The organism is Hymenobacter qilianensis, from assembly GCF_014489555.1.
Taxonomy (GTDB): Bacteria; Bacteroidota; Bacteroidia; order Cytophagales; family Hymenobacteraceae; genus Hymenobacter; species Hymenobacter qilianensis.
This window is the reverse complement of sequence record NZ_CP060784.1, coordinates 2880896-2902768: the sequence shown is the minus strand read 5'-3', so window position 1 is coordinate 2902768 and position 21873 is coordinate 2880896. Positions and strand designations below refer to the sequence as shown.

At 54.3% G+C, this 21873-nt stretch carries 22 protein-coding genes and 1 pseudogene; 13 read left to right on the top strand and 10 right to left on the bottom strand.

Translation table 11 applies throughout. From position 1 onward, the window contains the following. Positions 1 to 12: 12 nt before the first annotated feature. From H9L05_RS13390 to H9L05_RS13375, 4 genes are all read right to left on the bottom strand, one after another. Positions 13 to 906: a ferritin-like domain-containing protein gene (locus H9L05_RS13390; RefSeq protein ID WP_187731399.1), complete on the bottom strand. Its 894-nt coding sequence runs from the start codon at positions 904 to 906 to the stop codon at positions 13 to 15. 47 nt (positions 907 to 953) lie between these two features. Continuing rightward, entirely contained in the window at positions 954 to 1703 is a 750-nt protein-coding gene (locus H9L05_RS13385; protein WP_187731398.1) for a ferritin-like domain-containing protein, read from the bottom strand. 469 nt (positions 1704 to 2172) lie between these two features. Continuing rightward, positions 2173 to 3051, bottom strand: coding sequence for a DMT family transporter (locus H9L05_RS13380; protein ID WP_223284424.1), 879 nt, complete (start codon positions 3049 to 3051; stop codon positions 2173 to 2175). Positions 3052 to 3164: 113 nt separating this feature from the next. Beyond that, positions 3165 to 4445, bottom strand: coding sequence for an MFS transporter (locus tag H9L05_RS13375; RefSeq protein ID WP_187731397.1), 1281 nt, complete (start codon positions 4443 to 4445; stop codon positions 3165 to 3167). A gap of 208 nt (positions 4446 to 4653) precedes the next feature. Between H9L05_RS13375 and H9L05_RS13370 the strand changes: the two genes are divergently transcribed. Next, on the top strand, positions 4654 to 5526 hold the full coding sequence (locus tag H9L05_RS13370; RefSeq protein WP_187731396.1) for an HAEPLYID family protein: 873 nt from the start codon (positions 4654 to 4656) through the stop codon (positions 5524 to 5526). A 17-nt stretch (positions 5527 to 5543) separates the two neighbouring features. On the opposite strand, the gene H9L05_RS13365 is transcribed toward H9L05_RS13370, so the two are convergent. After that, entirely contained in the window at positions 5544 to 5702 is a 159-nt protein-coding gene (locus H9L05_RS13365) for a DUF2256 domain-containing protein (RefSeq protein ID WP_187731395.1), read from the bottom strand. Between the two features lie 185 nt (positions 5703 to 5887). Between H9L05_RS13365 and H9L05_RS13360 the strand changes: the two genes are divergently transcribed. The 4 genes from H9L05_RS13360 to H9L05_RS13345 all read left to right on the top strand — a co-directional run bounded on the left by H9L05_RS13360 (position 5888) and on the right by H9L05_RS13345 (position 9215). After that, positions 5888 to 6472, top strand: a complete 585-nt coding sequence (locus tag H9L05_RS13360; RefSeq protein ID WP_187731394.1) for a DUF1572 family protein — start codon at positions 5888 to 5890, stop codon at positions 6470 to 6472. Between the two features lie 5 nt (positions 6473 to 6477). Next, a complete protein-coding gene (locus H9L05_RS13355) occupies positions 6478 to 7044 on the top strand; it encodes a 2'-5' RNA ligase family protein (RefSeq protein ID WP_187731393.1) in 567 nt (188 codons plus the stop codon). 111 nt (positions 7045 to 7155) lie between these two features. Then, positions 7156 to 7617 (top strand): hypothetical protein, encoded by a 462-nt coding sequence (locus H9L05_RS13350; protein ID WP_187731392.1) that lies wholly within the window; start codon positions 7156 to 7158, stop codon positions 7615 to 7617. A gap of 215 nt (positions 7618 to 7832) precedes the next feature. Then, the gene (locus H9L05_RS13345; protein ID WP_187731391.1) at positions 7833 to 9215 is read left to right on the top strand and encodes an OmpA family protein; all 1383 of its coding nucleotides are present in this window, start codon (positions 7833 to 7835) and stop codon (positions 9213 to 9215) included. A 74-nt stretch (positions 9216 to 9289) separates the two neighbouring features. Here H9L05_RS13345 and H9L05_RS13340 read toward each other — a convergent pair whose 3' ends face one another. From H9L05_RS13340 to H9L05_RS13320, 5 genes and pseudogenes are all read right to left on the bottom strand, one after another. Then, entirely contained in the window at positions 9290 to 10261 is a 972-nt protein-coding gene (locus H9L05_RS13340) for a deoxyhypusine synthase family protein (protein WP_187731390.1), read from the bottom strand. 157 nt (positions 10262 to 10418) lie between these two features. Further along, positions 10419 to 10931, bottom strand: coding sequence for an STM3941 family protein (locus tag H9L05_RS13335; protein WP_187731389.1), 513 nt, complete (start codon positions 10929 to 10931; stop codon positions 10419 to 10421). Between the two features lie 14 nt (positions 10932 to 10945). Further along, the gene (gene hslV, locus H9L05_RS13330) at positions 10946 to 11485 is read right to left on the bottom strand and encodes an ATP-dependent protease subunit HslV (RefSeq protein ID WP_187731388.1); all 540 of its coding nucleotides are present in this window, start codon (positions 11483 to 11485) and stop codon (positions 10946 to 10948) included. A 101-nt stretch (positions 11486 to 11586) separates the two neighbouring features. Next, positions 11587 to 13352 (bottom strand): annotated as a pseudogene (locus tag H9L05_RS13325) (pyruvate dehydrogenase complex dihydrolipoamide acetyltransferase). Between the two features lie 153 nt (positions 13353 to 13505). After that, positions 13506 to 14120, bottom strand: coding sequence for a histidine phosphatase family protein (locus H9L05_RS13320; RefSeq protein ID WP_187731387.1), 615 nt, complete (start codon positions 14118 to 14120; stop codon positions 13506 to 13508). 79 nt (positions 14121 to 14199) lie between these two features. On the opposite strand from H9L05_RS13320, the gene H9L05_RS13315 reads away from it, so the two are divergent. From H9L05_RS13315 to H9L05_RS13280, 8 genes are all read left to right on the top strand, one after another. Further along, positions 14200 to 14643: a hotdog fold thioesterase gene (locus H9L05_RS13315; RefSeq protein ID WP_187731386.1), complete on the top strand. Its 444-nt coding sequence runs from the start codon at positions 14200 to 14202 to the stop codon at positions 14641 to 14643. Further along, complete coding sequence (locus H9L05_RS13310) at positions 14640 to 15893, top strand: chorismate-binding protein (RefSeq protein WP_187731385.1); 1254 nt, start codon at positions 14640 to 14642, stop codon at positions 15891 to 15893. The genes H9L05_RS13315 and H9L05_RS13310 overlap by 4 nt, the downstream gene beginning before the upstream one ends. A gap of 102 nt (positions 15894 to 15995) precedes the next feature. Continuing rightward, the gene (gene menD, locus H9L05_RS13305; protein ID WP_223284423.1) at positions 15996 to 16862 is read left to right on the top strand and encodes a 2-succinyl-5-enolpyruvyl-6-hydroxy-3-cyclohexene-1-carboxylic-acid synthase; all 867 of its coding nucleotides are present in this window, start codon (positions 15996 to 15998) and stop codon (positions 16860 to 16862) included. Next, positions 16817 to 17863, top strand: a complete 1047-nt coding sequence (locus tag H9L05_RS26200) for a thiamine pyrophosphate-dependent enzyme (protein ID WP_317175187.1) — start codon at positions 16817 to 16819, stop codon at positions 17861 to 17863. The genes menD and H9L05_RS26200 overlap by 46 nt, the downstream gene beginning before the upstream one ends. Positions 17864 to 17880: 17 nt before the next feature. Next, complete coding sequence (menB, locus tag H9L05_RS13295) at positions 17881 to 18699, top strand: 1,4-dihydroxy-2-naphthoyl-CoA synthase (protein ID WP_187731383.1); 819 nt, start codon at positions 17881 to 17883, stop codon at positions 18697 to 18699. 200 nt (positions 18700 to 18899) lie between these two features. Next, positions 18900 to 19652: an adenylate/guanylate cyclase domain-containing protein gene (locus H9L05_RS13290; protein ID WP_187731382.1), complete on the top strand. Its 753-nt coding sequence runs from the start codon at positions 18900 to 18902 to the stop codon at positions 19650 to 19652. A gap of 181 nt (positions 19653 to 19833) precedes the next feature. Continuing rightward, the gene (locus tag H9L05_RS13285) at positions 19834 to 21375 is read left to right on the top strand and encodes a lipase maturation factor family protein (RefSeq protein ID WP_187731381.1); all 1542 of its coding nucleotides are present in this window, start codon (positions 19834 to 19836) and stop codon (positions 21373 to 21375) included. A 132-nt stretch (positions 21376 to 21507) separates the two neighbouring features. Then, positions 21508 to 21873 carry a DUF6370 family protein gene (locus H9L05_RS13280; protein WP_187731380.1) on the top strand — a complete coding sequence of 122 codons (366 nt, stop codon included), beginning with the start codon at positions 21508 to 21510 and terminating at the stop codon, positions 21871 to 21873.

The following is a 21873-nucleotide window of genomic DNA, read 5'->3' as shown; positions in this document are numbered from 1 at the left end:
ATGAATTTACGCTTACTTGATAAAGTTATTGGCAATGGCAAGCACAGTTCCCATATCCAGGGGCTCGTCAAAGGCCTCAGAAGCTTCTGATGGCGACACCTGACTGATGTTCTGCACATTGAGGCCACCCTGAATCACGTTGGCTTCGCTGGGGTATAAACTAGCTGGATTACCGGCTCCATAAATGGCAGCTGTAATGGCTGGTGCCGGACCGCCATTATCATTGCCCGATGGCCAGCTTTGGGGAGTGCTGCTTGGGTCGAGAGGCTCGCCCTGCGGTCCGCCGCGGCGCATGGTGCGCAGGTGCGAAGCATGGCGGGCTTCTACGGAGTGAATATTCAGGGCAGCTTCCAGTACGGTGTTATTGCTGATCAGCAGGGGCGCACCACCTTTGTAGGCGCGTACACCAGTGTCCTCAAACGATTGAGCCAGCGCTAAAAAAGTACCAAGGTTGGTGAATACGTTCGGGAGCAGCGCTGCACGAGCACCACCTTTGGCCCCGGTATAGTCGAAAGCATTAGGAGTAGGATCCGGAATAGCATCGGCGCCCAATACAGAACGCAGAAACTTAACGTGATTCTGCTCATCAATATAAATCAGGTTGATGTCGGAGCGATTCTGGCCCGTGAGCAAACCGGGCGCAGCCAGTCCCAACTGATAGAAGTAGGTTTCCAGATACTCCAGACGCAGGGCAAAATTCAGAACCTCCCGAATTTGAGCGCTGAGTCCGCTAGACTGGCCGTACGCCTTCTGGAACATGGAGCCCATAGCCAGCGGCACAGCAGCCACAGCGAGTTTTTTGCCGAAACCAGCGAAATGCTTGAACATCTGGCGGCGCTGGTCGAGACGCTCGTAGACTTCTGGATCTACTTTCTCGATTTCAGTAATGATTTTGAGAATATTCATGGGTAAGATTTTTTGGCGATAGAAGGAATGGATATGGCAGACGCAGCTTAGTCCTTAGGCAGGCTGCTGACGTCAATTTTAGAGCCTTGAGCCAGGAAGGTATTGGCAATGGCAGCTACCTCGGCAGGCGACTTCGATTTTTCCAAACCTGTGTTTAGATCTACCACGTCGGGTCCTACGAAGGTGCCATTCTGCAACAAGTCGCGGATAAGGGCCGCGTGGCGGGCTTCTACCGACACAATTTTACCGGCAATCGTCAAATACGCCGGATTGCTGATCAGCTTTCCAGCGCCGTTATAGGCTGCTACACCCAAATCTTCAAAAGCTTTAGCGGTACCCAGCACACTAGCCCGACTGGCAAAGTTGACGGATGAGAAATCAGGAGTCAGCTTCTTGATAGGAATAGCTCCTGCCGCTTTAATTGCTGCGTACAGGAATTCAGCATGAATTTTTTCGTGATCTGCCAGATCCTTCAGAATAATTCTTTCAGCGCGGGTGGCATTCTGATAGAACATCTCCTGCATCACCTTAGCGTAGAATGCGGCTTCAAGCTGCTCCAGCGCATATGCATAGTTCAAAATACCAACATCACCACTGCCTACGTTCACTATGCCACTGTTCCGGTCAACCTGCTTGAATATGTCATTCAAACGGTCGTCGGTACAGCCAGCTAATACCAGTCCGCTCAGGGCTACACCAGCCCCAGAGTAGCGCAGAAACGCCCGGCGTTGCAAGGGCACCATTACTTCCCCCTGAGCATTTTCTGCCTCAGAGCTTTTGTGAGAAATATGCGACATAATTATTTGTATTAAGTGGTGAAAATTATTGATTATCTCCATACGTAATTAAGGTACTAGTTATATTTCACAAAATCCAACAACCCGTATTTATATCATTTAAATAAGTATTTATTGCGTTATTTTACTATATTATTTCTAGTGAGATTGCACTTTATACAGGAAAAAGTCATCCATATTTAATGTTGTTTAACACTTTACAACAACCATAATATCAGATAATTGTGCTATTCATAGCTCGACCTTAGCGTTGGTAGAAAAGCTAGTGTTGAGTATGAAACTGAGGCCACCAAGCTACCCGCACAATGCTTCCACAACACTCGGTATGGAGAGTGGGTGGAGCGGTTTAATCCGCAAGGCCGGCACGCTGCCTAAATGGCGGGTGTCGGGCCTGGAAATGCTGAAACTTGTTGGCGTACTTACCTGAGCTTTCAGGTTGAATATCTAAAAAAAAGCCCCCCAGCAGGCTTTAGACTACGGGTTGGGCTACTGGAGCCTGCGGCACGGCACGATGGCGCCGCACATACCAGGTATTCAGCACTACACCCAGTAGCACCAGGCTAATACCTAAGTATACCTCGGGACGGAACGCTTCGCCAAAAAAGACAAACCCTAAGCCCAGCGCATACAGAATGCCTATATAGTTTAGGTTGGCTACGTTGGAGAGCTTTTCGGCTTGGTAGGCTTTGGTCATGCACACTTGGGCGCCTTGTGCGAATATCCCTGCGAGGATTACCCACAGCCAGTCGAGGCCATGCGGTTTTACCCAATGGAACATGCAATAGATAGCGGCAATTGGCAAAGCCACCATTGGGAAGTAAAACACCACAACCAAGGGATGCTCCCGGCCCTTCAGACGGCGAATAGAGTTATAAGAAAACCCCGAGAAAACGGCCGAAGCAATACCAAGCATAAAGTACAGCGGATTCACGCGCGTATCAACCCCCTCAACTACTAAAACCCCGGTGAAGGACAGCAAGAAAAATGCCCACTGCCACGCTTTCACTTTCTCTTTTACAATGAAAATGCCTAGTACTGTAGTGAATATGGGAGCCAAATACTGCAGCGTAACAGCCGTGGCCAACGGCATATTCTGAAGAGTAAAGAAGTAGAGAATAAGGGAAAGCGCGCCAGTAACGCCCCGCGCAATGAGAAAGAAATGGTTGGAACCCCAAGGACGGATATCTAGCACCCGAAGCGTTATGTAGCTAATAACAATGGAGATAACCGACCGAAACAGAATAATCTCGAGGGCGGGCAAATGGGCCAGCAGCTTCACACACACATTCATGAGCGCAAAAAAAAGCGTGGAGAGCAGCATGTAGCGGGCACCCTGGGTAAGCGGCATAAGGCAGGCAAAAAGGAAACACAAAGGTCGGATGGGGCGACCAATGGTGCCTTAACAATTTTATGCGCCTTTTGCTGCTGACCTCCAGAAAAGCCCCCCACGTGGGCCAAAAGCTAGGCGGGCACCGGCGTAGCGCTCAGCTCGCGGTAGCGCACCAGCAGCACGGCCGCCGAGGCCACAATAAAGCCCCCCAGCAAGGCATAGCCCCAAGCTATATTGGAGCCAAGCGTGAAAAAGCGAAGCGAGAACAGCAAAATAAAACCCGTACGCAGCAGCACGTTTACGACGTTAAAAATGCTGTTTACCCGCCCAATCACCTCATTCGGCACGTGCACAAACAAGTAGCTCACCCGCAGAATGCGCGTGCCGGCATTGGTGAAGCCCAGAACCAGCGAAAACGCCAGAAACAGCCCCACCGACCGCGTAGCCGCGGCCACCCCAAAGCTCACCCCGGCAATCATCATCAGCACGATGACGGAGCGCAGCGTGGGGTGGCGCAGAAATACCCGTCGCACAAACAGGCCCGCACTTAGAGCACCGACGGCGTAAGCCACTTCGGCCGCGCCAAACACCGCCGCCCCGGCCTTCAAATGGTTATGTACATACAAGGGCATCAGCGCATTCAGGCTCACCAGCAAGCCCACAAACACCGAGAAGGAGAACAGCCCGAACACCCACACGGCGCGGTGCTCCTGCAGATAGGTGACGCCCGTGCGCAGGCGCTTCCAGAGTGAGCCCAACTCAACTTGGGTCTGAATGATAGGCTGGTGGCGGATAAACGCAATGAGCCCCACGGCCACGGCGTAGGTAATGCCATCGAGCAGAAATATCTGGTGCAAAGGCCAGGCTTCCAGCGAGAAAGGCAATTGCAGCTGTGCTCCAAACAAGTTATACGTCTGGCCCACGGGCAAGCCTTCCAGCAACAGCGCTGCCAGCGCGCCGCTCACCACCGACGTAGCTTGTCCCACTATTTCAATAGCGGAAGTGATGCGCGGGTAGTCTTTGGGCAGACTGATTTCCTGAGCAAAAGCGTAGAGGTTGGGGTAATGAATGCCGTAGCCAAACACGGTGGTGGTGAAAGCCAGCAAAATGCCCCCCAGCGGCACGCCACCCGTGGCAAAGCCATAGCTGGCCACTCCCAGTAGCACCGCCCCTTCCACCACATTCGACGCCAGAAATACTCGTTTGCGGTCGAACCGGTCGACTAGGGCACCAGCATACATTCCCCAAAATAAGGAGGCAAACGTGACCAGTCCATACAATAGGTTAAAGGTGCTGGAAGCATTCTGGCGGGCAAAAAACCAAGGGACAGCCAGCATAGTGATGCCTTGGGCGAAGCCGGAAATAGCGTTGGCCGTAAACAAAAGCGCCACGGCGCGGCGGTTATTTTTCAAAGGAATAAGAATGGGAACAGCTAACGCTGCTGGTATAGTATCGATCTTAACTCATTAGCCACTTGTGCGCACGCCACTTTCGCTGTCAGCTTGCATGAAAGTAGAAGCGGTTGTGGCAGGCACTTATTAAAAGGCAGTTAAAAATAGGGGTCTGGTAGGTCAGCGGCAACGTTTTTGTGCGCCGGCGGCTTCGCTAATTCACTATCTTATGAAATTCCTGTTTCTGTTTTTGTCGGTTTTCTTCCTGACAGCAGCTTCGGCTTTGGCCCAGCAAATTGAGCCCGCCGAACTTACCAACAACTCACTCGACAGCCTCTATGTACAAGAAATAGAAGATGCGCAGGAGCCAGACAAGGTGCTGCACGCTGAGCCTCTGTTCGTTGACCTTATTCGCGACCTAGGCGCTAGAAAAGGGGAACGTGAGTGGAATGTAGGCGCGGGCCTGACCGATAACCTGCGCTACGACAGCTACGAATTGTTGGTAGAATATGAGTGGGCGCCTCTCAACCGCCTGGGGTTGGAAATAGAAGTGCCCTTGACTTTCTACTCCGGCGCCCGCGGAGAGGATGTGCGGCAGCCCCGCAACCAGCTAAATGGGCTGAAAACCGCGTTTCAGTACTCCTTTTTCGTGTCAGAGAAGCTGAAGACGTCCATGGCAGTTGGCTATATCAATGAGCTGACCATGAATGAGTTTCGGGAGCTTAACCGCAAGTTTATCACGGGCAACGTGTACAGCCCCTTCTTTGTAGGCGCCAAGCGCTGGGGCGATAATTACCACTCCCTTATTTATACCGGTCCCATTGCCGACCAGCACTTTGACACGGGCCACGTCGAGTGGTCATATCAGCTCAACTCCAGCTTACATTATATGATACCAGGCACCCGCAACTTTCTGGGCGTCGAGTTCAATAAAGGCTGGCGGCACGGCGACTTTGACATGACCATCCGGCCCCAAATGCGCGTAGGTATAGCCGACAATCTGCTTGTAGGCATTGTGGGGGGCATTCCGGTGCGGCGGGAGGAGCAACGGCTCAGCTCTTTCGTGCGCCTGATTTATGAGCCCGGTCACAAGCACAAATAAGAGTGCTGGGGGGCTTTTTACACTTGGTTTTTGAGCTTGGAACGCTGGCACTTCTCGCCGCAATACTTTACTTCGTCCCAGCAGTTGCGCCACTTCTTACGATACTCAAAAGGACGGCCGCAGGTGGCGCAAATCTTTGTGGGCAGGTTGCCTTTGGTGAGCTTAGCCGGCAGCATAAAACGAGTGTAACGTGTGTTGAAGTAACACTATTGGCGGCTGAATAGTTGGTGGTGGGCTTGCGCACCCGAGGGCTGTGGGGGCAAGAATAGTTGCGCTACCAGCAAAAAACAAAAAGGCTGCCCGTGCATTTGGGCAGCCATTTTTGTAATCTAGCACTTGTTAAACCCTTGTTGCTAGCGCTATGTCACTGCCGCCGAATGATGCACTGGGCCAAGCTGTATTGGCCAATCTGCGCCACACCTTTGTTCAGTATAAAACCTTGGCTGATCGAGCGTTGGCGCAGATTCAGCCCGCCGAATGGCTGTATAACCCTGCGCCGGGTGCTAATAGTGCGGCCGTTATTGTGCAGCACATGGTCGGCAACCTCCGCTCCCGCTTCACCGACTTCCTGACCACCGACGGCGAAAAGCCCGACCGTCGCCGCGACCAAGAGTTTGAGGAACCCAATGCACCCGCCGAGACATATGTGCCGGCTTTGCGGGAGCAATGGGAAGCGGCCTGGCGCATTCTGTTTGACTTACTAAACACGTTGCAGCCCGATGACTTGCTGAGCACAGTTACGATTCGGGGTGAAGCGCACACCGCGCTTGCGGCTCTGGAGCGACAGGTAGCTCACTACAGCTACCACGTGGGCCAACTCGTGCAACTGGGCAAACTGCTTCGGGGCGCTGACTGGCAAAATTTGAGTGTACCACGGGGCCAAAGCGAAAACTTTACCCAACAAGTGCAGCAAAGGGCCAACCCTAAACCCAGTTCTATAGTTTGAGGGCTATGCTCGCAATTACTACCCTGCTCAGTCCGCCCAACGCGGCACGCATCAACCGCATCATAAAGGAGCTGGAAACGGAATTTGGCCTCGACGACGTGCAGGCTACCGCCGATCCGCACATCACCTACCAGCTGGCGGGGGTGCGCAAGCTGTCGTTGCTCAAGGCTGTACTACGCGATGTAGCCCGCACTACCAAGCCATTTCCGGCCTTTACTACGGGCCTGGGGGTGTTTCCGGGCCCGAATCCGGTTATCTATATTCCGGTGCTTCGCTCCGATGCGCTCAATCAGCTGCACATGCGCATCGTGAATGCCACCGCGCCGCTTTGCCTGCGCACCGACAAGTTCAGTGGCCCCGATTGCTGGATGCCGCACATTTCCCTGGCCCTGCACGATACCTCACCGGATCTACTCGGCCCAGTATTGCAACACCTTAATGAACAAACGTTTAATCTGCGGCTAAACATCAACAACATCACTATTCTGCGGCAGGAAGGCGAGCAGTTTGTGCAGGAAAAAGTCTTCAGCTTTGAAGGGCATAAAAATGAGAAAGCACCTCTGCTTTTTTAGCTTTTTGCCTTTTAGTCGCTGCCTAAAAAGGGCCATAGCCAACATTTTGCCCCCAGCGTGGCATTTTCGTTCCCACTGCCGACCTTTACCGCCTCACTTTTCCTTTCTCCTATGTATGATATCGTACTTGCGCTGCACTCTTGGTCGCGCTGGCTGGTGATTATTTTTGGGCTGATTGCTGTGTACCGGGCCTTCGTGGGCTGGCAAAATCGTCGCCCTTATCTCGGCGCTGATAATGGTATGGCCGCGGCCTTTGTGGGCTCCATGCACCTACAGCTACTGCTAGGCCTGATTCTGTATTTCGGCCTGAGCCCGGTAGCGAAGGCTGCCACCCAAAGCATGGGCGCCGCTATGAAAAACCCCGAGCTGCGCTTCTGGGGAGTGGAGCACATTGTCACGATGGTTTTGGCCGTCATTTTTGCTCAGGTGGGTCGCTCCATCTCCAAGAAGGCTATTAATCCAGTATCCAAGCACAAAAAAGCGTTTATCTGGTTTACTGTGGCGCTGGTGCTGGTACTACTAATGATTCCGTGGGGTATCTGGAACCCCGAGCGGCCGCTGTTTCGGCTCTAGATTTCTATTTGTATAATTAAAAAAGCCCCCAATCATCCGATTGGGGGGCTTTTTTCGTGCTATAACTCAACTCTACACTTTCTACCAATTGTCGTCTCAACTTTTAACATAAACTATTAAAAATTATATTTTAAATTAAAATATAACCATTTTTTTAGACTTCAATTGTAAGAATGCGTATGGGACTATATTCTCCCATTTAACTCCCTATTCGTATGAGCCAGAACTTATTAGAGCTTGTTCAGAGCTACTTCAGCGGCGACACGGTACGCCAGACCAGCACTGCCCTGGGCGAAAACGAGAGTAGCGTTGGCAAAGCCTTACGCAGTGTTGTGCCCTTGGTATTAGGTGGCTTATTTGCCCGCTCTCAACAGCCCGGCGGCAATGCCGAGTTATTCGACTTATCCCGTCAGACGCACAGCAGTGGTATTCTGAATAATCCGGGTACCCTGGTGGGCGGAATGGGTAGCTCAAGTACTACCGCGCCCGCCTCCGATGGCGGCCTGCTAAACAAGGGGGCCGAAATGCTGCGCTCCGTATTTGGCAGCAATTACACTTCCGCCGTAGATGGCATGAGTCAGCAGGCAGGCGTGCGCAACTCCACCACCAGCAGCCTGATGGGCATGGCTACACCGGTGATACTTGGCCTGCTGGGCAAGCACGCAGCCGACAATAACCTGGATTCCACCGGTTTTGGTAATTATTTGAGCAGCCAGCGCAGCAGTATTATGGGTGCTCTGGGCAGCCTGCCTGGCAACATAGGCAGCATGCTTGCCGGCTTGGGTCTGGGTGGGGCAGCGGCCAGCGTGGGCAGCGCAGCCAGCTCTGCTACCCACAACCTTGGCAATACCGTTTCGGCCGCTGCCCACCGCACCGGCGACGCTGCCCGCAACACGGCCCGCGACGTGGAAACCGACACCGATTCCCCGAATCGGTGGCCATGGATATTGTTAGGCCTTCTGGCTCTTGCCGCAGCGTTCTTCTTCGTGCGCGGCTGTGATAGAGAGCCCGAAGCCGCCGCGCCAGCCACCACCGATATGGTAGCTGATACGACCACCGTTGCCGCGGCTCCCCTTGCGGCCCCTACCGGTCGCTACGACGAGGCCAGCGGCAACTACATCTACGATACGGGTGCCAACACTGATATTAAGCTACCCGATGGCACAGTGCTGAACGTGGGGGGAAATTCGTTTGAGGCCCGGCTGTTTAATTTCCTGAACGACCCAAATCAAACCGTGAGCGATGATAAAACCCAGGGCTGGATGAGCCTGGATCGCGTGTACTTCACCACCGGCAAATCCGCACTCACAGCCGAATCGCAGGCGCAGCTGAAAAATACAGCGGCTATTCTGAAGGCTTTTCCCAATGCAGCTATTAAGCTAGGTGGCTACACCGATAACAAAGGCAAGGCTGATATGAACCTGACTCTCAGCGCCGACCGTGCCAACGCCGCCCGCAAAGCCCTGATGGATAATGGCATCGACGCCGGCCGCGTAACCGCTGAAGGCTACGGTCAGGAGCACCCCATCGCCACGAACGACACCCCTGCAGGCCGCGCCCAGAACCGCCGGGTAGATGTGCGCGTCACCAAAAAGTAATCTGGATTTAAGGTCAAAGAGAAAGCCCCCCAGAAAACTTCTGGGGGGCTTTTCATGGTTGACTTTAGAAGCAATTATTGCCCTAACACCATAGCAAACACCAGCGGCGCTACAATCGTGGCATCCGACTCGATGATAAACTTAGGCGTGTCCTGGCCCAGCTTGCCCCAGGTAATTTTCTCGTTGGGCACAGCGCCGGAATACGAACCATACGAAGTAGTAGAGTCCGAAATCTGGCAGAAATAGCCCCATAATGGAACACTGGTGCGGCCCAAATCTTGGTGCAGCATCGGCACCACGCAGATTGGGAAGTCACCGGCAATACCGCCACCAATCTGGAAGAAGCCTACTTTGCTCTCGTCGGTGGCTTGCTTGGTATACCACTCAGCCAGATAAATCATGTACTCGATGCCGGTACGCACGGTGTGTACGTTCTGGATATCACCCGAAATAACGTGGCCCGCGAAGATGTTACCCAACGTAGAATCTTCCCAACCTGGGCAGATAATCGGCAGGTTTTTCTCAGCAGCAGCCAGCATCCAGGAGTCTTTGGGGTCAATTTGGTAGTACTGCTCCAGCTCGCCTGACTTCAGGATTTGGTAGAAGAACTCGTGAGGAAAGTACCGCTCGCCGGCCTTATCAGCCTGCTCCCAGAACTTCAATACTGAGTGTTCGAGGCGGCGCATAGCTTCCTCTTCCGGAATGCAAGTATCAGTTACGCGGTTCATGTGGCGCTCCAGCAGGGCTTGCTCGTCGGCCGCCGTCAGGTCGCGGTAGTTAGGCACCCGCTCATAGAAGTCGTGGGCTACCAGGTTGAAGATATCCTCTTCCAGGTTGGCACCCGTGCAGCTGATGATTTGCACCTTGTCCTGGCGAATAAGCTCGGCCAGTTGAATGCCCATTTCGGCTGTGCTCATGGCACCAGCCAGCGTAATCATCATTTTACCACCTTCCGCGAGGTGCTTATTGTAGCCTTCAGCGGCATCAATCAAAGCAGCGGCGTTAAAGTGGCGATAGTGGTGCTTGAGGAAGTTCGTTACGTTCATCGAATCGTTGTTCTATGTAGTAGTGGTGGGTCGTGGTGTACAATCAATTAGCAACTCCGAATCGTTCAAAAAATGTGTGCTATATCGAATATTCTGAATAGCATACAATTGAGACTAGGTTGCTCACAATAGCAGTTCAGTTAGGCTGCTATTGTGATTAGTTAAGAGGTAAGTCAGGGGGCTTGAGTTGCGCCACAGCGCTCTGCTTCAGAATATACTCTAGCAATTGCTCTGGGTTAAGATTAACGCCACTCAAGTTTACTGACAGACATGTGAAGCCAAGCGCTTCATTGGCGCTCGCTAACTTACGCTTCAGGGGCGACAGGCGGCTTATATACTCCTGTTCATTGTACAGGTGCAGGCATATAAAATTATTCTGGTTAATAGACCGTACGTAAGCACCCATTATATCGGCCCAAGGAATTAAGCCTACACCTAGGGTGCGGTCTAGGATACCCTGATCTGTGATTTGCAGCCGGGGTCGAGTATCAAAAAATTGCCAAGTTCCAACGGCGGCGCAAGCTCCGAAAAAGATAATGCTTACTAAGCCTATTCCCCACTTGCCCGCAGTCAGAATTAACCAAACCCCCATTGCTACAAACGCCAGCCCACCTATGGTAAGCAGCGCATAATGCCAGCGGGAATTGTAGTAGATCAGGTTTTCAGTCATGATCTTGAGACCGTTTAGCTAGGCTCCTCAATCATAAGGTTATGGTTGGTGTAGATGCAGATATCAGCCGCAATGTGCAGGGCATCTTCCACCATTTGGCGGGCCGTGAGGTGGGGGGCGTGCTTCTTCAGAGCCAGCGCGGCAGCCTGAGCAAACATGGCACCTGAGCCAATGGCAGCTACGTCGAAATCAGGCTCCAGTACGTCGCCGGTGCCAGCCACGATAAGCAGCTCGTCTTTATCAGCTACCACCATCATTGCTTCCAGCTTGCGCAAATATTGGTCTTTGCGCCACTCTTTGGCGAGTTCAATGGCGGCGCGGCGCAGCTGTCCGTTGTAGCTGCCCAGCTTCTCCTCAAACTTGTCGAGCAGCATAAAGGCGTCGGCTGTAGAGCCGGCAAAGCCAGTCACCACTTTTCCGTCATGCAGCTTACGAATTTTACGCACATTGCTCTTAGCCACGTGCTTATCCATGGTGGCTTGTCCATCGGCGCCCACGGCAATCTGCCCGTTGTGGCGCACTCCGAGAACGGTGGTTGATCTTATCTTAGTCATTGATTATTCCTTGTTAATTTCTGGTAGTCAGTAAAAACGATTGTCAGTTGCCAGATCGAAACGATCTAACAACTGACAACCATTAACTGTCACTTAAAAAATCAAATCAGCATGCGCATCGGGTCTTCCAGCAGAGCTTTCAGCGTTTGAAGGAAAGCGGCGCCGGAAGCACCGTCTACTACGCGGTGGTCGCAGCTCAGGGTTACTTTCATGATGTTACCTACTGCCAGTTGACCGTCTTTTACCACGGCAGTCTGCTTAATGCCCCCACAGCCAGAATGCAGGCATCTGGAGGATTGATAATGGCCGTGAATTCGTCGATGCCAAACATGCCCAGGTTCGAGATGGTGAAGGTGCTACCCTCCCACTCGGCTGGCTGCAACTTCTTGCTCTTGGCTTTACCGGCAAGTTCCTTCACCTCAGTAGCTATCGTAGACAGCCCTTTGCCGTCGGCATTGCGCACCACGGGCACCAGCAGACCTTCGTCCACAGCTACAGCCACACCTATGTTGACCATATGGTTCTGACGAATCTTGTCGCCCAGCCACGAAGAGTTGATGGTTGGGTGCTGCTTTAGCGCCACAGCAGCGGCCTTGATTACTAGGTCGTTGAACGACAGCTTCACCGGCGACAGCGCGTTAAGCTGCGTGCGAACTTCCATGGCGCGGTCCATGGTGATTTCCATCGTCAGATAGAAATGCGGCGCCGAGAACTTGCTTTCCGCGAGGCGGCGCGCAATAACGCGGCGCATCTGCGAAACGGGGGTATCAGTGTAAGTACCTTCGGGCTGAGCGCTGGTTGGCGCGGCAGCAGGAGCGCTTGGCTGTGCGGCGGGTGCGGCTTTTGGCGCTTCAGCTGGCGCGATGTATTCAGGAAGCGGTGCGGCGGCTGGCTTCGCGGCTGGAGCAGCCGTGGCAGCGCCGGGCTGGAAGTTCTCCACGTCGCGCTGCACAATGCGGCCGTTGTCGCCGGAGCCTTTTACCTGATTGATATCGATGCCTTTTTCCTGTGCGATGCGCTTGGCCAGCGGCGAGGCCAGCACGCGGCCACCACTTGAAGCGGCAGCCTCGGCCGGAGCTGAAGTAGTTGCTGATGCCGGTGCAGCAGCTTCAGCGGCGGGAGCGGCAGCAGGTGCTGCGGCTGGCGCAGCAGCGCCACCAGATTTGCCCCCCAGTAGGGCTTCGATGTCGGCGCCTTCTTCCCCGATGATGGCCAGTACGCCATCAACAGCTACCGATTCACCATCCTTCGGGCCGATATACAGTAGGGTACCGTCCTCGTAATTTTCCAGCTCCATGGTTGCCTTATCGGTTTCCACTTCGGCTAGTACATCACCTGATTTCACTTTATCGCCTACTTTCTTGAGCCAGCCGGCAATAACGCCTTCCGTCATTGTGTCGCTCATTTTGGGCATGCGCACAACGGTGGCTTTTTTACCGTTGCCAGCGGCGGCTGGCGCAGCAGCTTGCGGCGCGGCGGCCTGAGCAGCAGGTGCTGGAGTAGGTGCAGGAGCCGCTTTGGGCGCTTCCGCAACAGGCGCGGGTGCTGCAGCCTTGGGCGCTTCGGGAGCAGGTGCAGCGGCGGAGCTACCTCCGCTTATGCCGGCCAGCAGGGCTGAGATATCTTCGCCCTCTTTGCCTACAATAGCTAATACCCCGTCTACGGGAACAGAATCTTTTTCTTTGGGGCCAATGTAGAGCAGGGTGCCGTCCTCATAGTTTTCCAGCTCCATCGTGGCTTTGTCGGTTTCCACTTCGGCCAGGATATCCCCGGACTTCACTTTATCGCCTACCTTTTTGAGCCAAGCCGCGATAACCCCCTCGGTCATCGTGTCGCTCATTTTGGGCATTTTTATGATTTCGGCCATCTGCTTTTTGGGCTTGGGTTGTGAAGGGTCAAAATTAGCCTGAAAATCTGCGCTGGCAAATGCTAAACGCAGGATGGGCGTAGGCTAAAGAGCAAAAGTAGCTTTCAGTACCAGAAAGGGTAGTTGTGTTAACGCAGCAAACCGCTTTGGGTGTTACGTTAAATGCGCCGTATCTAAAAAACTTCGCACCGAGAACATAGAGCCCGTGTAGTGCAGCCGGTACAAACACAGGTTGCGGTGCTCAAAGGCATCCATGCAGCTTAAGTTGTAGTTGAGCAGCTGGCACAACAGCACCCGCATGGCCCGGCCGTGCATGCATACCAGTATGGTTTCTTCCTCGGGGCGGCTGATTATCAGGTCGATAAAAGTACGCTGGCGGGCGGCTACCTCGTCGGGGCTTTCGCCGCCCATAAGGCGGGCGTGCGTTTCGCCCTTGGCCCACTGGTTCAGTACACCCTGGTATTCAGCATCTTCCTGAGGTGTGATGCGGGTGCCCTCACGCAGGCCCCAACTAATTTCGTTCAGGCCTGGATGCGCCTCGTGCGGCAGGCCCAAATCCAAGAAGCCCTGCACCGACTGCTGGGTGCGCTGCAACGTGGAGGTATAGACTTTATCGAACGCCAGATGTTTATAAGCAGCGAAGAAACGGCTGGCCTGTTCGTGGCCGGCCGCGTTCAGGGAAGAGTCGACGCCACTGCCCTGCACGATACCCTGCACGTTAAAATCGGTTTGCCCGTGCCGAATGAGGTATATTTTTTTGACGCTCACTTTACCCCTAGCTTTGTTGTGACGGGTCCGAAAGTACTGGTTTTTCAGGCCGCTGACCCCGATTTTTTCATTTTCCTCTATGATACCACCCGCCCCTACCCTCGCGCAGCTCAATGCTTGGTGCCGCAATACAATGGGCGAACACCTCGGCATGGAGCTGACCGAAATCGGTGATAAACTGCTGGTTGGTCGCATGCCCGTTGATCACCGTACGCACCAGCCCATGGGCCTGTTGCACGGTGGCGCTTCTGTGGCGCTGGCCGAAACCTTAGGCAGCATAGGCGCCGCCCTGCAGGTCGACAGAACCAAGAAAGCTTGTGTAGGGCTAGAAATCAACGCCAATCATCTGAAAGGAGTTCGCTCGGGATATGTGGTTGGCCGGGCGGTAGCCCTGCATGTGGGTCGCACTACGCAGGTATGGGAAATTCGCATTACACATGAGGAAACGGAGGCGTTGGTTTGCGTTAGTCGCATCACGATGGCCGTCATTGATTTGCCTCCCAGAGCGGGCGAAACGGCATGAGTCAGCGCCCCCGGCCAACGCTGGTGCCGTACCCCGGCGGTGAGCAGCTAGCGCCCACGGAGCAGCTGCGGCAGCTGGTGGCGTTTGCCCTCCAGGCAGATTTACCGGTAGCCTTGTGGCGTCTTCCAAACGCAGCACACGCGCAGCTTTGCTTAAGCTTTTCGTGGGAAGAAGCGCTGACTGGTTTGCCTCCTAACCTTGAAGCAAGCGCCCCGTCGGGCTTCGCCTTTTTCCCCTTCCGCGATTCAGACCACAATCCGGCGTTATTTCTGCCCGCTAATGTATTCTTCGACAGCGGACAACCAGCACTATTTTGGGTAAATAAAACCGGCGCGGCCGACTTTCGCCTGTCTGAGCTGCGGCAGTTTCTGCAAGCCTCCCCGGATACCGCTTCGTTGCGTTGGCACCAGAGTCCGCAACCCGCGCCTGCCACGGCTTCCCTTGAAGAGTATACTGCCCTGGTACGGCGTGGCGTGGCGGCTATCGAGCAGGGCGAAGTCCAGAAAGTGGTGTCGTCGCGGGCAACGCGCCAACTTTTGCCCCCTAGCTTTGATGCGCTGCAGGCTTTTGAGGATTTGCAAGCTAGGTACCCGCAGGCGTTTGTGTCGCTGGTGAGCGCGCCGGGCGCGGGCACCTGGCTGGGCGCCACGCCTGAGGTATTGGCTGAGGTTACGCCGGAGGGCACGTTTCGGACCATGGCGCTGGCCGGCACTCAGCCGCTCACGCCCGGCCTGACGGCCCAAAAGGCCATTTGGCGGCAGAAGGAAATAGAGGAGCAGGCGTTGGTGGCCCGCTACATCGTGAGCTGCTTCAAGCAGTTGCGCCTCCGCGAGTACGACGAAATTGGCCCCCGCACCGTGGTTGCGGGCGAGCTTTTGCACCTGCGTACCGATTTTGCGGTGCATCTGCGGCAGGTGCCTTTCCCCTCATTGGGCACCGATATGCTACGGCTGCTCCATCCAACGTCGGCGGTGGGCGGCATGCCCCGGCAGGCGGCCCTCGACTTTTTGCAGCAGTATGAAGGCTACGACCGGGCGTATTACAGCGGGTTTCTGGGCCCGGTTAATCTGCCGCAGGCGGGTGTGGCGCGCTTATTTGTGAATTTGCGCTGCATGCAGCTCCGCCCCACCGAAGCAATTCTGTACGCTGGCACCGGCCTCACCATCGACTCCGACCCGGAACGCGAATGGGAGGAAACCGAGTTGAAACTCCAGACCGCCGGAGCCGTGCTGGCGACATTTAACAATTAACATTCATCAGTTAACAGTTTCGTTTTCATCCCTTTTTTTCGTCCTCTATCAGCCTCAACCAGTCGCGCCTACCGCACAACAACTATTAAATGTTAATTGAAAATGCAGGCAGTTTATAACATCGCGGAAATTTGTGCTTGCCACGGCATTACGGATGTGGTGCTGTCGCCGGGCTCGCGGTGTGCGCCTCTGACGATTGCCTTTGCCCGCCACCCGGAGATTCGGGTGCGCACGGTGCCGGATGAGCGGGCGGCGGCCTTTATCGGGCTGGGCTTGGCGCAAAGTCAGCGGCGCGCGGTGGCGCTGGTGTGCACGTCCGGCACGGCGGGCCTGAACTACGCGCCGGCCGTGGCCGAAGCTTCTTTTCAGCAGATTCCGCTCGTCATCTTCACCGCCGACCGTCCGCCGGAGTGGATCGACCAGCTCGACGGCCAGACCATTCGCCAAACCGACCTCTACGGCGCCCACGCCAAAGGCTCGTTCACCTTTCCCGCCGACACCAGCCACGCCGATGCTAAGTGGCACTCGGAACGCATAGTGAATGAGGCAATTAATACGGCGCAGCAGTTTCCGGCCGGGCCGGTGCAGGTAAATATTCCTTTGCGCGAGCCTTTTTATCCGAAAGCCGGTCAGGAGCTGCGCTTTGAGGAAGTCAAAATAATCCGAGAGCAGGCAGGCACACCAACTTTGCCCCCCAGCGAGCTGACCGATTTAGCCCAGACCCTGCGCCGAACTGCGCGGGTGCTCGTGGTAGCCGGGCAACATGTTTTTGATGAGCAGCTGGTGCGAAGTCTTCGGGCGTTTGCGGCGGCTTATCAGGTGCCGGTAGTGGGCGATGTGATAGCGAATCTGCATCAGCCGCTGGGGGCAAACCTGAGGTTTCGGGCGCCACGTCGCTGGGGCATCAGGATGTGTTTTTGGCCGTGCCAGATGCTGAGCTCAAAGCTGACCTCCGACCTGAGGTGCTGATTACGTTTGGCCAGTCGCTTATCTCCAAAGCGCTGAAGCTGTACCTGCGCGAATTTGCCCCCCGGCAGCACTGGCACGTGCAGGCCACCGGCCCAGTCGCTGACACCTTTAAATCCCTGACGCGCATTATCCGGATGGAGCCAACCGCTTTTTTCGATCAGCTGCTTCCGCTTGATAAACAGCCATTTATCACTTCAGAATTAACAGCAGCCAAAGCAAACAGCCTTACGTCCGTGGCAGATGCTACCCGAGTTGCTCCCCCTCCCGTGCCATTAGGGATTCCGATGCAAGCCAACACGTCGGAAGGCGAAGATGCGGGTGCAGCCGATGCTTCTTACGCATCGCGTTGGCAGCGGGCTGAGCAGTGGGCGAATGGCTTTTTGGCTGGTTTTTTTGCTGCCCCCAACCAGCCTTTCAACGAGTTTACGGTGTTTTATCGTACCCTACAGCTGCTTCCCGAAGGCACCGCTCTGCACCTTGCCAATAGCATGGCCGTGCGCTACGCCAATATTCTGGGCTTAGCCAACCGAACTGCGGAGGTATTTGCCAACCGTGGCACCAGCGGTATTGACGGCTGCACCTCCACGGCCGTGGGCGCGGCCTTAGCGCAGCCTACACGGCCGGTAGTGCTGCTCACCGGCGACGTTGCTTTTTTCTACGACCGCAACGCGCTCTGGCACAATTATCCGCTACCCAATCTGCGCATTGTGCTGTTCAATAATCACGCGGGGGGCATTTTTCGGCTGATCGACGGGCCGCGCCAGCAGCCGGAGCTGGAGGAGCTTTTTGAAACCCACCAAGCCCTCTCAGCCGAGAACACGTCGCGCGATTTCGGGTTACGCTACTTCCCCGTTTCCACCTTCGCCGAACTAGAATCGGCTTTACCGGTTTTCTTTGCACCCGAAGGCGGCGCGGCCCTGCTGGAAATCACCACCGACAGCGCCACCAACGCGGCCTTTTTTGAGCACTACCGTACTTCTGTCAGAACCTCTTTCTCTTAGAATAACTCACCTTCCCTATGGCCATTACCTGGACTCCCATCAAGGAATTCCGCGAGATTCTCTTCACATTTCACGAGGGCATCGCCAAAATCAGCATCAACCGCCCGCAGGTGCACAATGCCTTCACGCCGCTCACGGTGCAGGAGATGATTGAGGCTATGGACATCTGCCGCAACCGCACCGACATTGGCGTAGTTATTCTTACCGGCGAAGGCGGCAAAGCCTTCTGCTCGGGCGGCGACCAGAGCGTGCGCGGCCACGGCGGCTACGTGGGCGAAGACACCGTGCCCCGCCTCAACGTGCTCGATTTGCAGAAGCAGATTCGCTCCATTCCCAAGCCCGTTATTGCCATGGTAGCCGGCTGGGCCATTGGTGGTGGCCACGTGCTGCACGTCGTCTGCGACCTGAGTATTGCTGCTGAAAATGCCCGCTTTGGCCAGACCGGCCCCAAAGTAGGCTCCTTCGATGGTGGCTTTGGCGCGAGCTATTTAGCCCGCGTAGTAGGTCAGAAAAAGGCCCGCGAAATCTGGTTTCTCTGCGACCAGTACGATGCTCAAGAAGCCCTCGACATGGGCCTCGTAAACAAGGTGGTGCCTCTGGAAAAGCTCGAGGAAACTACCGTGGCCTGGTGCCGCAAAATCCTCGAAAAAAGCCCCCTGGCGCTGCGGATGCTCAAATCAAGCTTCAACGCCGAGCTCGACGGCCAGGCTGGTATTCAGGAATTAGCCGGCAACGCCACACTGCTCTACTACCTGAGTGAAGAAGCCAAGGAAGGTCGCAACGCTTTCGTGGAGAAGCGCAAGCCCGACTTCGACAAGTATCCGAAGTTCCCGTAACTGCTGAACAGTCATTGTAAAAAAAGCCCGTGCCACATGGTACGGGCTTTTTTTAATGAAAAGCGCATATTCCAGTAGTTCTTTCTTCCGTCTGTTTAAGTATAAAAAGCAGGACTAAACGATAAGCTTAAGCTACTAATGTTCAAGCAGATCATTATGAGAAAACTGTAAATATTAGCTGATATAATACTATATTAAACTTGAAGCTTACAAAGGACTTCAAGGGCGACATGAAAGAGACACAAATTTGCCAGGGCTGCTGGGAGCATATGCATATGCCGACTGCCATACGCGGCCCATTCTCTGCATTCTTTAGAACATTTGGCATCAAGAGAAGCAAGATGCACCCAAATATGTGCACCTTCTGCGAGAGCAATTTTGCCAAGATCATGAAGCATAAACAGGTCCCTGTTTCCACCACTATTCTCTTCGCTGATATTCGAGGGTACACGGATTTGTCGCAGCAAATAGAGCCCGAAAAACTGAACGAATTGCTACACCAGTTTTACGACCGATGCTCAGCAGCAGTATGGGAAAAAGATGGAATTGTCAACAAGTTCATCGGCGATGCGGTGCTTGCCATTTTCAATTTCCCACTGATCAGGAAAGACCATGTACAAAATGCAGTCAGCGCCGCTGTGCAACTGCAAAAAGACTGTAAGCACATGAAAGAGGAGATTGGCTTAAGTGATTTTCAAACCCTTGGTGTGGGCATAGGAATTCATACGGGAGAATCTTACGTGGGAGAAGTAGGAACCACTTATAAGGATTTTACGGCCATTGGCCCGGTAGTAAACTTAACGTCCAGGTTGCAGGGAGCTGCTGGTGTAGGTGAGATTATGGTCACGGAAGAGGTATTCAGTCAGGTAAAAGAGCAATTTCCCGATGCGCAAAAGAAGGCCCTTACCCTGAAGGGCATAAATAGTACTGTAGATGGCTATGTGCTTGCATAGCAGTAAAATGCAGGTGAAAAAGTTATTATGGGGAGTTAGTTCAACCCAGCTCAGATTTGTAGACCTGTTACCAACACGGGGGGCAATTTATAAGCGTTTATAACCCGTCACTAGCCACCAAACGCAAAGCAGCAGCCGTATTAAGCCTCCATCGGTATCAAACGAACGGAAGCGAAACGACATGGCTAGCGAATCTCAAAGTGCTACGCGTGCCCTAGGTACTCCTCCCTCTTACTGGCTCACTCGCTTTGTTCTGCTGCGCCTGCTAGGAGCGCTGTATGCCGTGGCCTTTCTCGTAGCAATCAACCAGATTATTCCGCTGATTGGCTCTAACGGGCTGCTCCCGGTCGGGCTGTACTTGGAGCGGGTGGGTGAGGCGCTTGGGTCAGATACAGCAGGCTTCCTTCGGCTGCCGTCGTTGTTCTGGCTTGGGCATTCGGACGCGGCTCTGCTTACGGCGGCCTGGGTCGGTTTTGTGCTTTCCTGCGTGGTGGTGGCTGGCTACGCCAATGCCTTGCTGCTGGCGGTGCTTTGGTTTCTCTACATGTCCTTCGTGCATGTTGGGCAAGAGTGGTATGGGTACGGCTGGGAAATTCAGCTTACCGAGACTGGCTTCCTCGCCATCTTCCTTTGCTCGCTGCTAGATCTACGGCCCTTCCCTCGGTATGCGCCCCCCATGCCCGTCATCATTTTATTCCGGTGGCTGGCGTTTCGCATTATGCTTGGGGCTGGCTTGATAAAACTTCGCGGGGATGAGATATGGCGTAACAGCACTGCTCTTTACTATCATTTCGAAACCCAGCCTATTCCCGGCCCGCTGAGCCGGTGGTTTCATTTTCTGCCACAACCTGTGCTGCAACTTGGTGTCTGGCTCAACTGGCTGGCCGAGATTGTATCTCCTTTTTTCGTGTTCTGGCCTCGGGTAGCACGCCACATCGCGGGGGTCGTGATTATCGTGTTTCAGCTTAACATCATTCTCAGCGGCAACCTTTCGTTTCTCAACTGGCTGACAATTGTGCCGGCGCTGGCTTGTTTGGATGATGGCTTCTGGGCGAAACTACTTCCCCGCGTGCTCGTGCAGAAAGCGGAAGCTGCTGCGGCCCGCGCCGAAGTATCCAAACCAATGCTCACGACGGCCTGGGTTGTAACGGCTCTCGTTGCTATTCTAAGTATTCAGCCAGCACTGAACATCGTGTCGCCCGGGCAAATCATGAACACCTCTTTCGACCCGCTGGACCTCGTCAACACCTACGGAGCGTTTGGAACGGTGGGCCGGGAGCGGCTAAATGTGGTGTTTGAAGGAACCATGGACCAAAACCCCAGCGACCAGGCCAACTGGAAACCCTACATCTACAAAGGCCTGCCCGTGGCTCTGGATCATCGTCCGCCGCAAATTGCCCCCTACCAGCTGCGACTAGACTGGCAAATGTGGTTTGCCTCTATGTCCTCTCCCGCCGAGTATCCTTGGACGGTGAATTTGATCTGGAAACTCCTGCACAACGACTCGGGGGCGGTAAGTTTGTTTGCGAGCAACCCTTTTTCTAAACAGCCACCGCGCTACATTCGGGCCGTACAGTACCGATATACATTTGCCAAGCCCGACAACGACCAAGGGCTTTGGTGGAATCGCGAACGGATTGGCATCTGGCTTCGGCCTATGTCTGCCGATGATCCGCAGTTGATTCAAGTCTTGCAGAGCGCCGGCTGGATACCGTTGGAATAACTTACATGATAATCTGGGCCCGCCGCAGATTTTTCCTGCTACTTACCTGCCTGTTTGTACGAGAGGAGGTGGTTATTTTCGTTATTTACACTGGCAACTTTATTGCCGCTTACTCCAGCAACCAGCAGCCCTATGAAGTCTTTATTAATGCTACTTGCCCTCGGCTTTTGCGCAGTATCTACTGCGAATGCCCAAACTACCAAAGCCACTTCAGGTGTAGCTGCCGCCCCTGACAAGGCCAAGAAAGTGATGGTAGTGGACGCTTCGTGTGGGCAGTGCAAGCTGGGGCTGCCGGGCAAGGAATGTGATCTGGCGGTGCGGATAGACGGCAAAGCGTATTTCGTTGATGGATCAGACATCGACTCGCACGGCGATGCCCACGCTAAAGACGGATTCTGTAGCGCTATCCGCAAGGCGGAAGTGCAGGGCGAAATAGTCAACAACCGCTTCAAGGCCAGCTACTTCAAGCTGCTGCCGGAGCCCACGGCAGCTAAATAG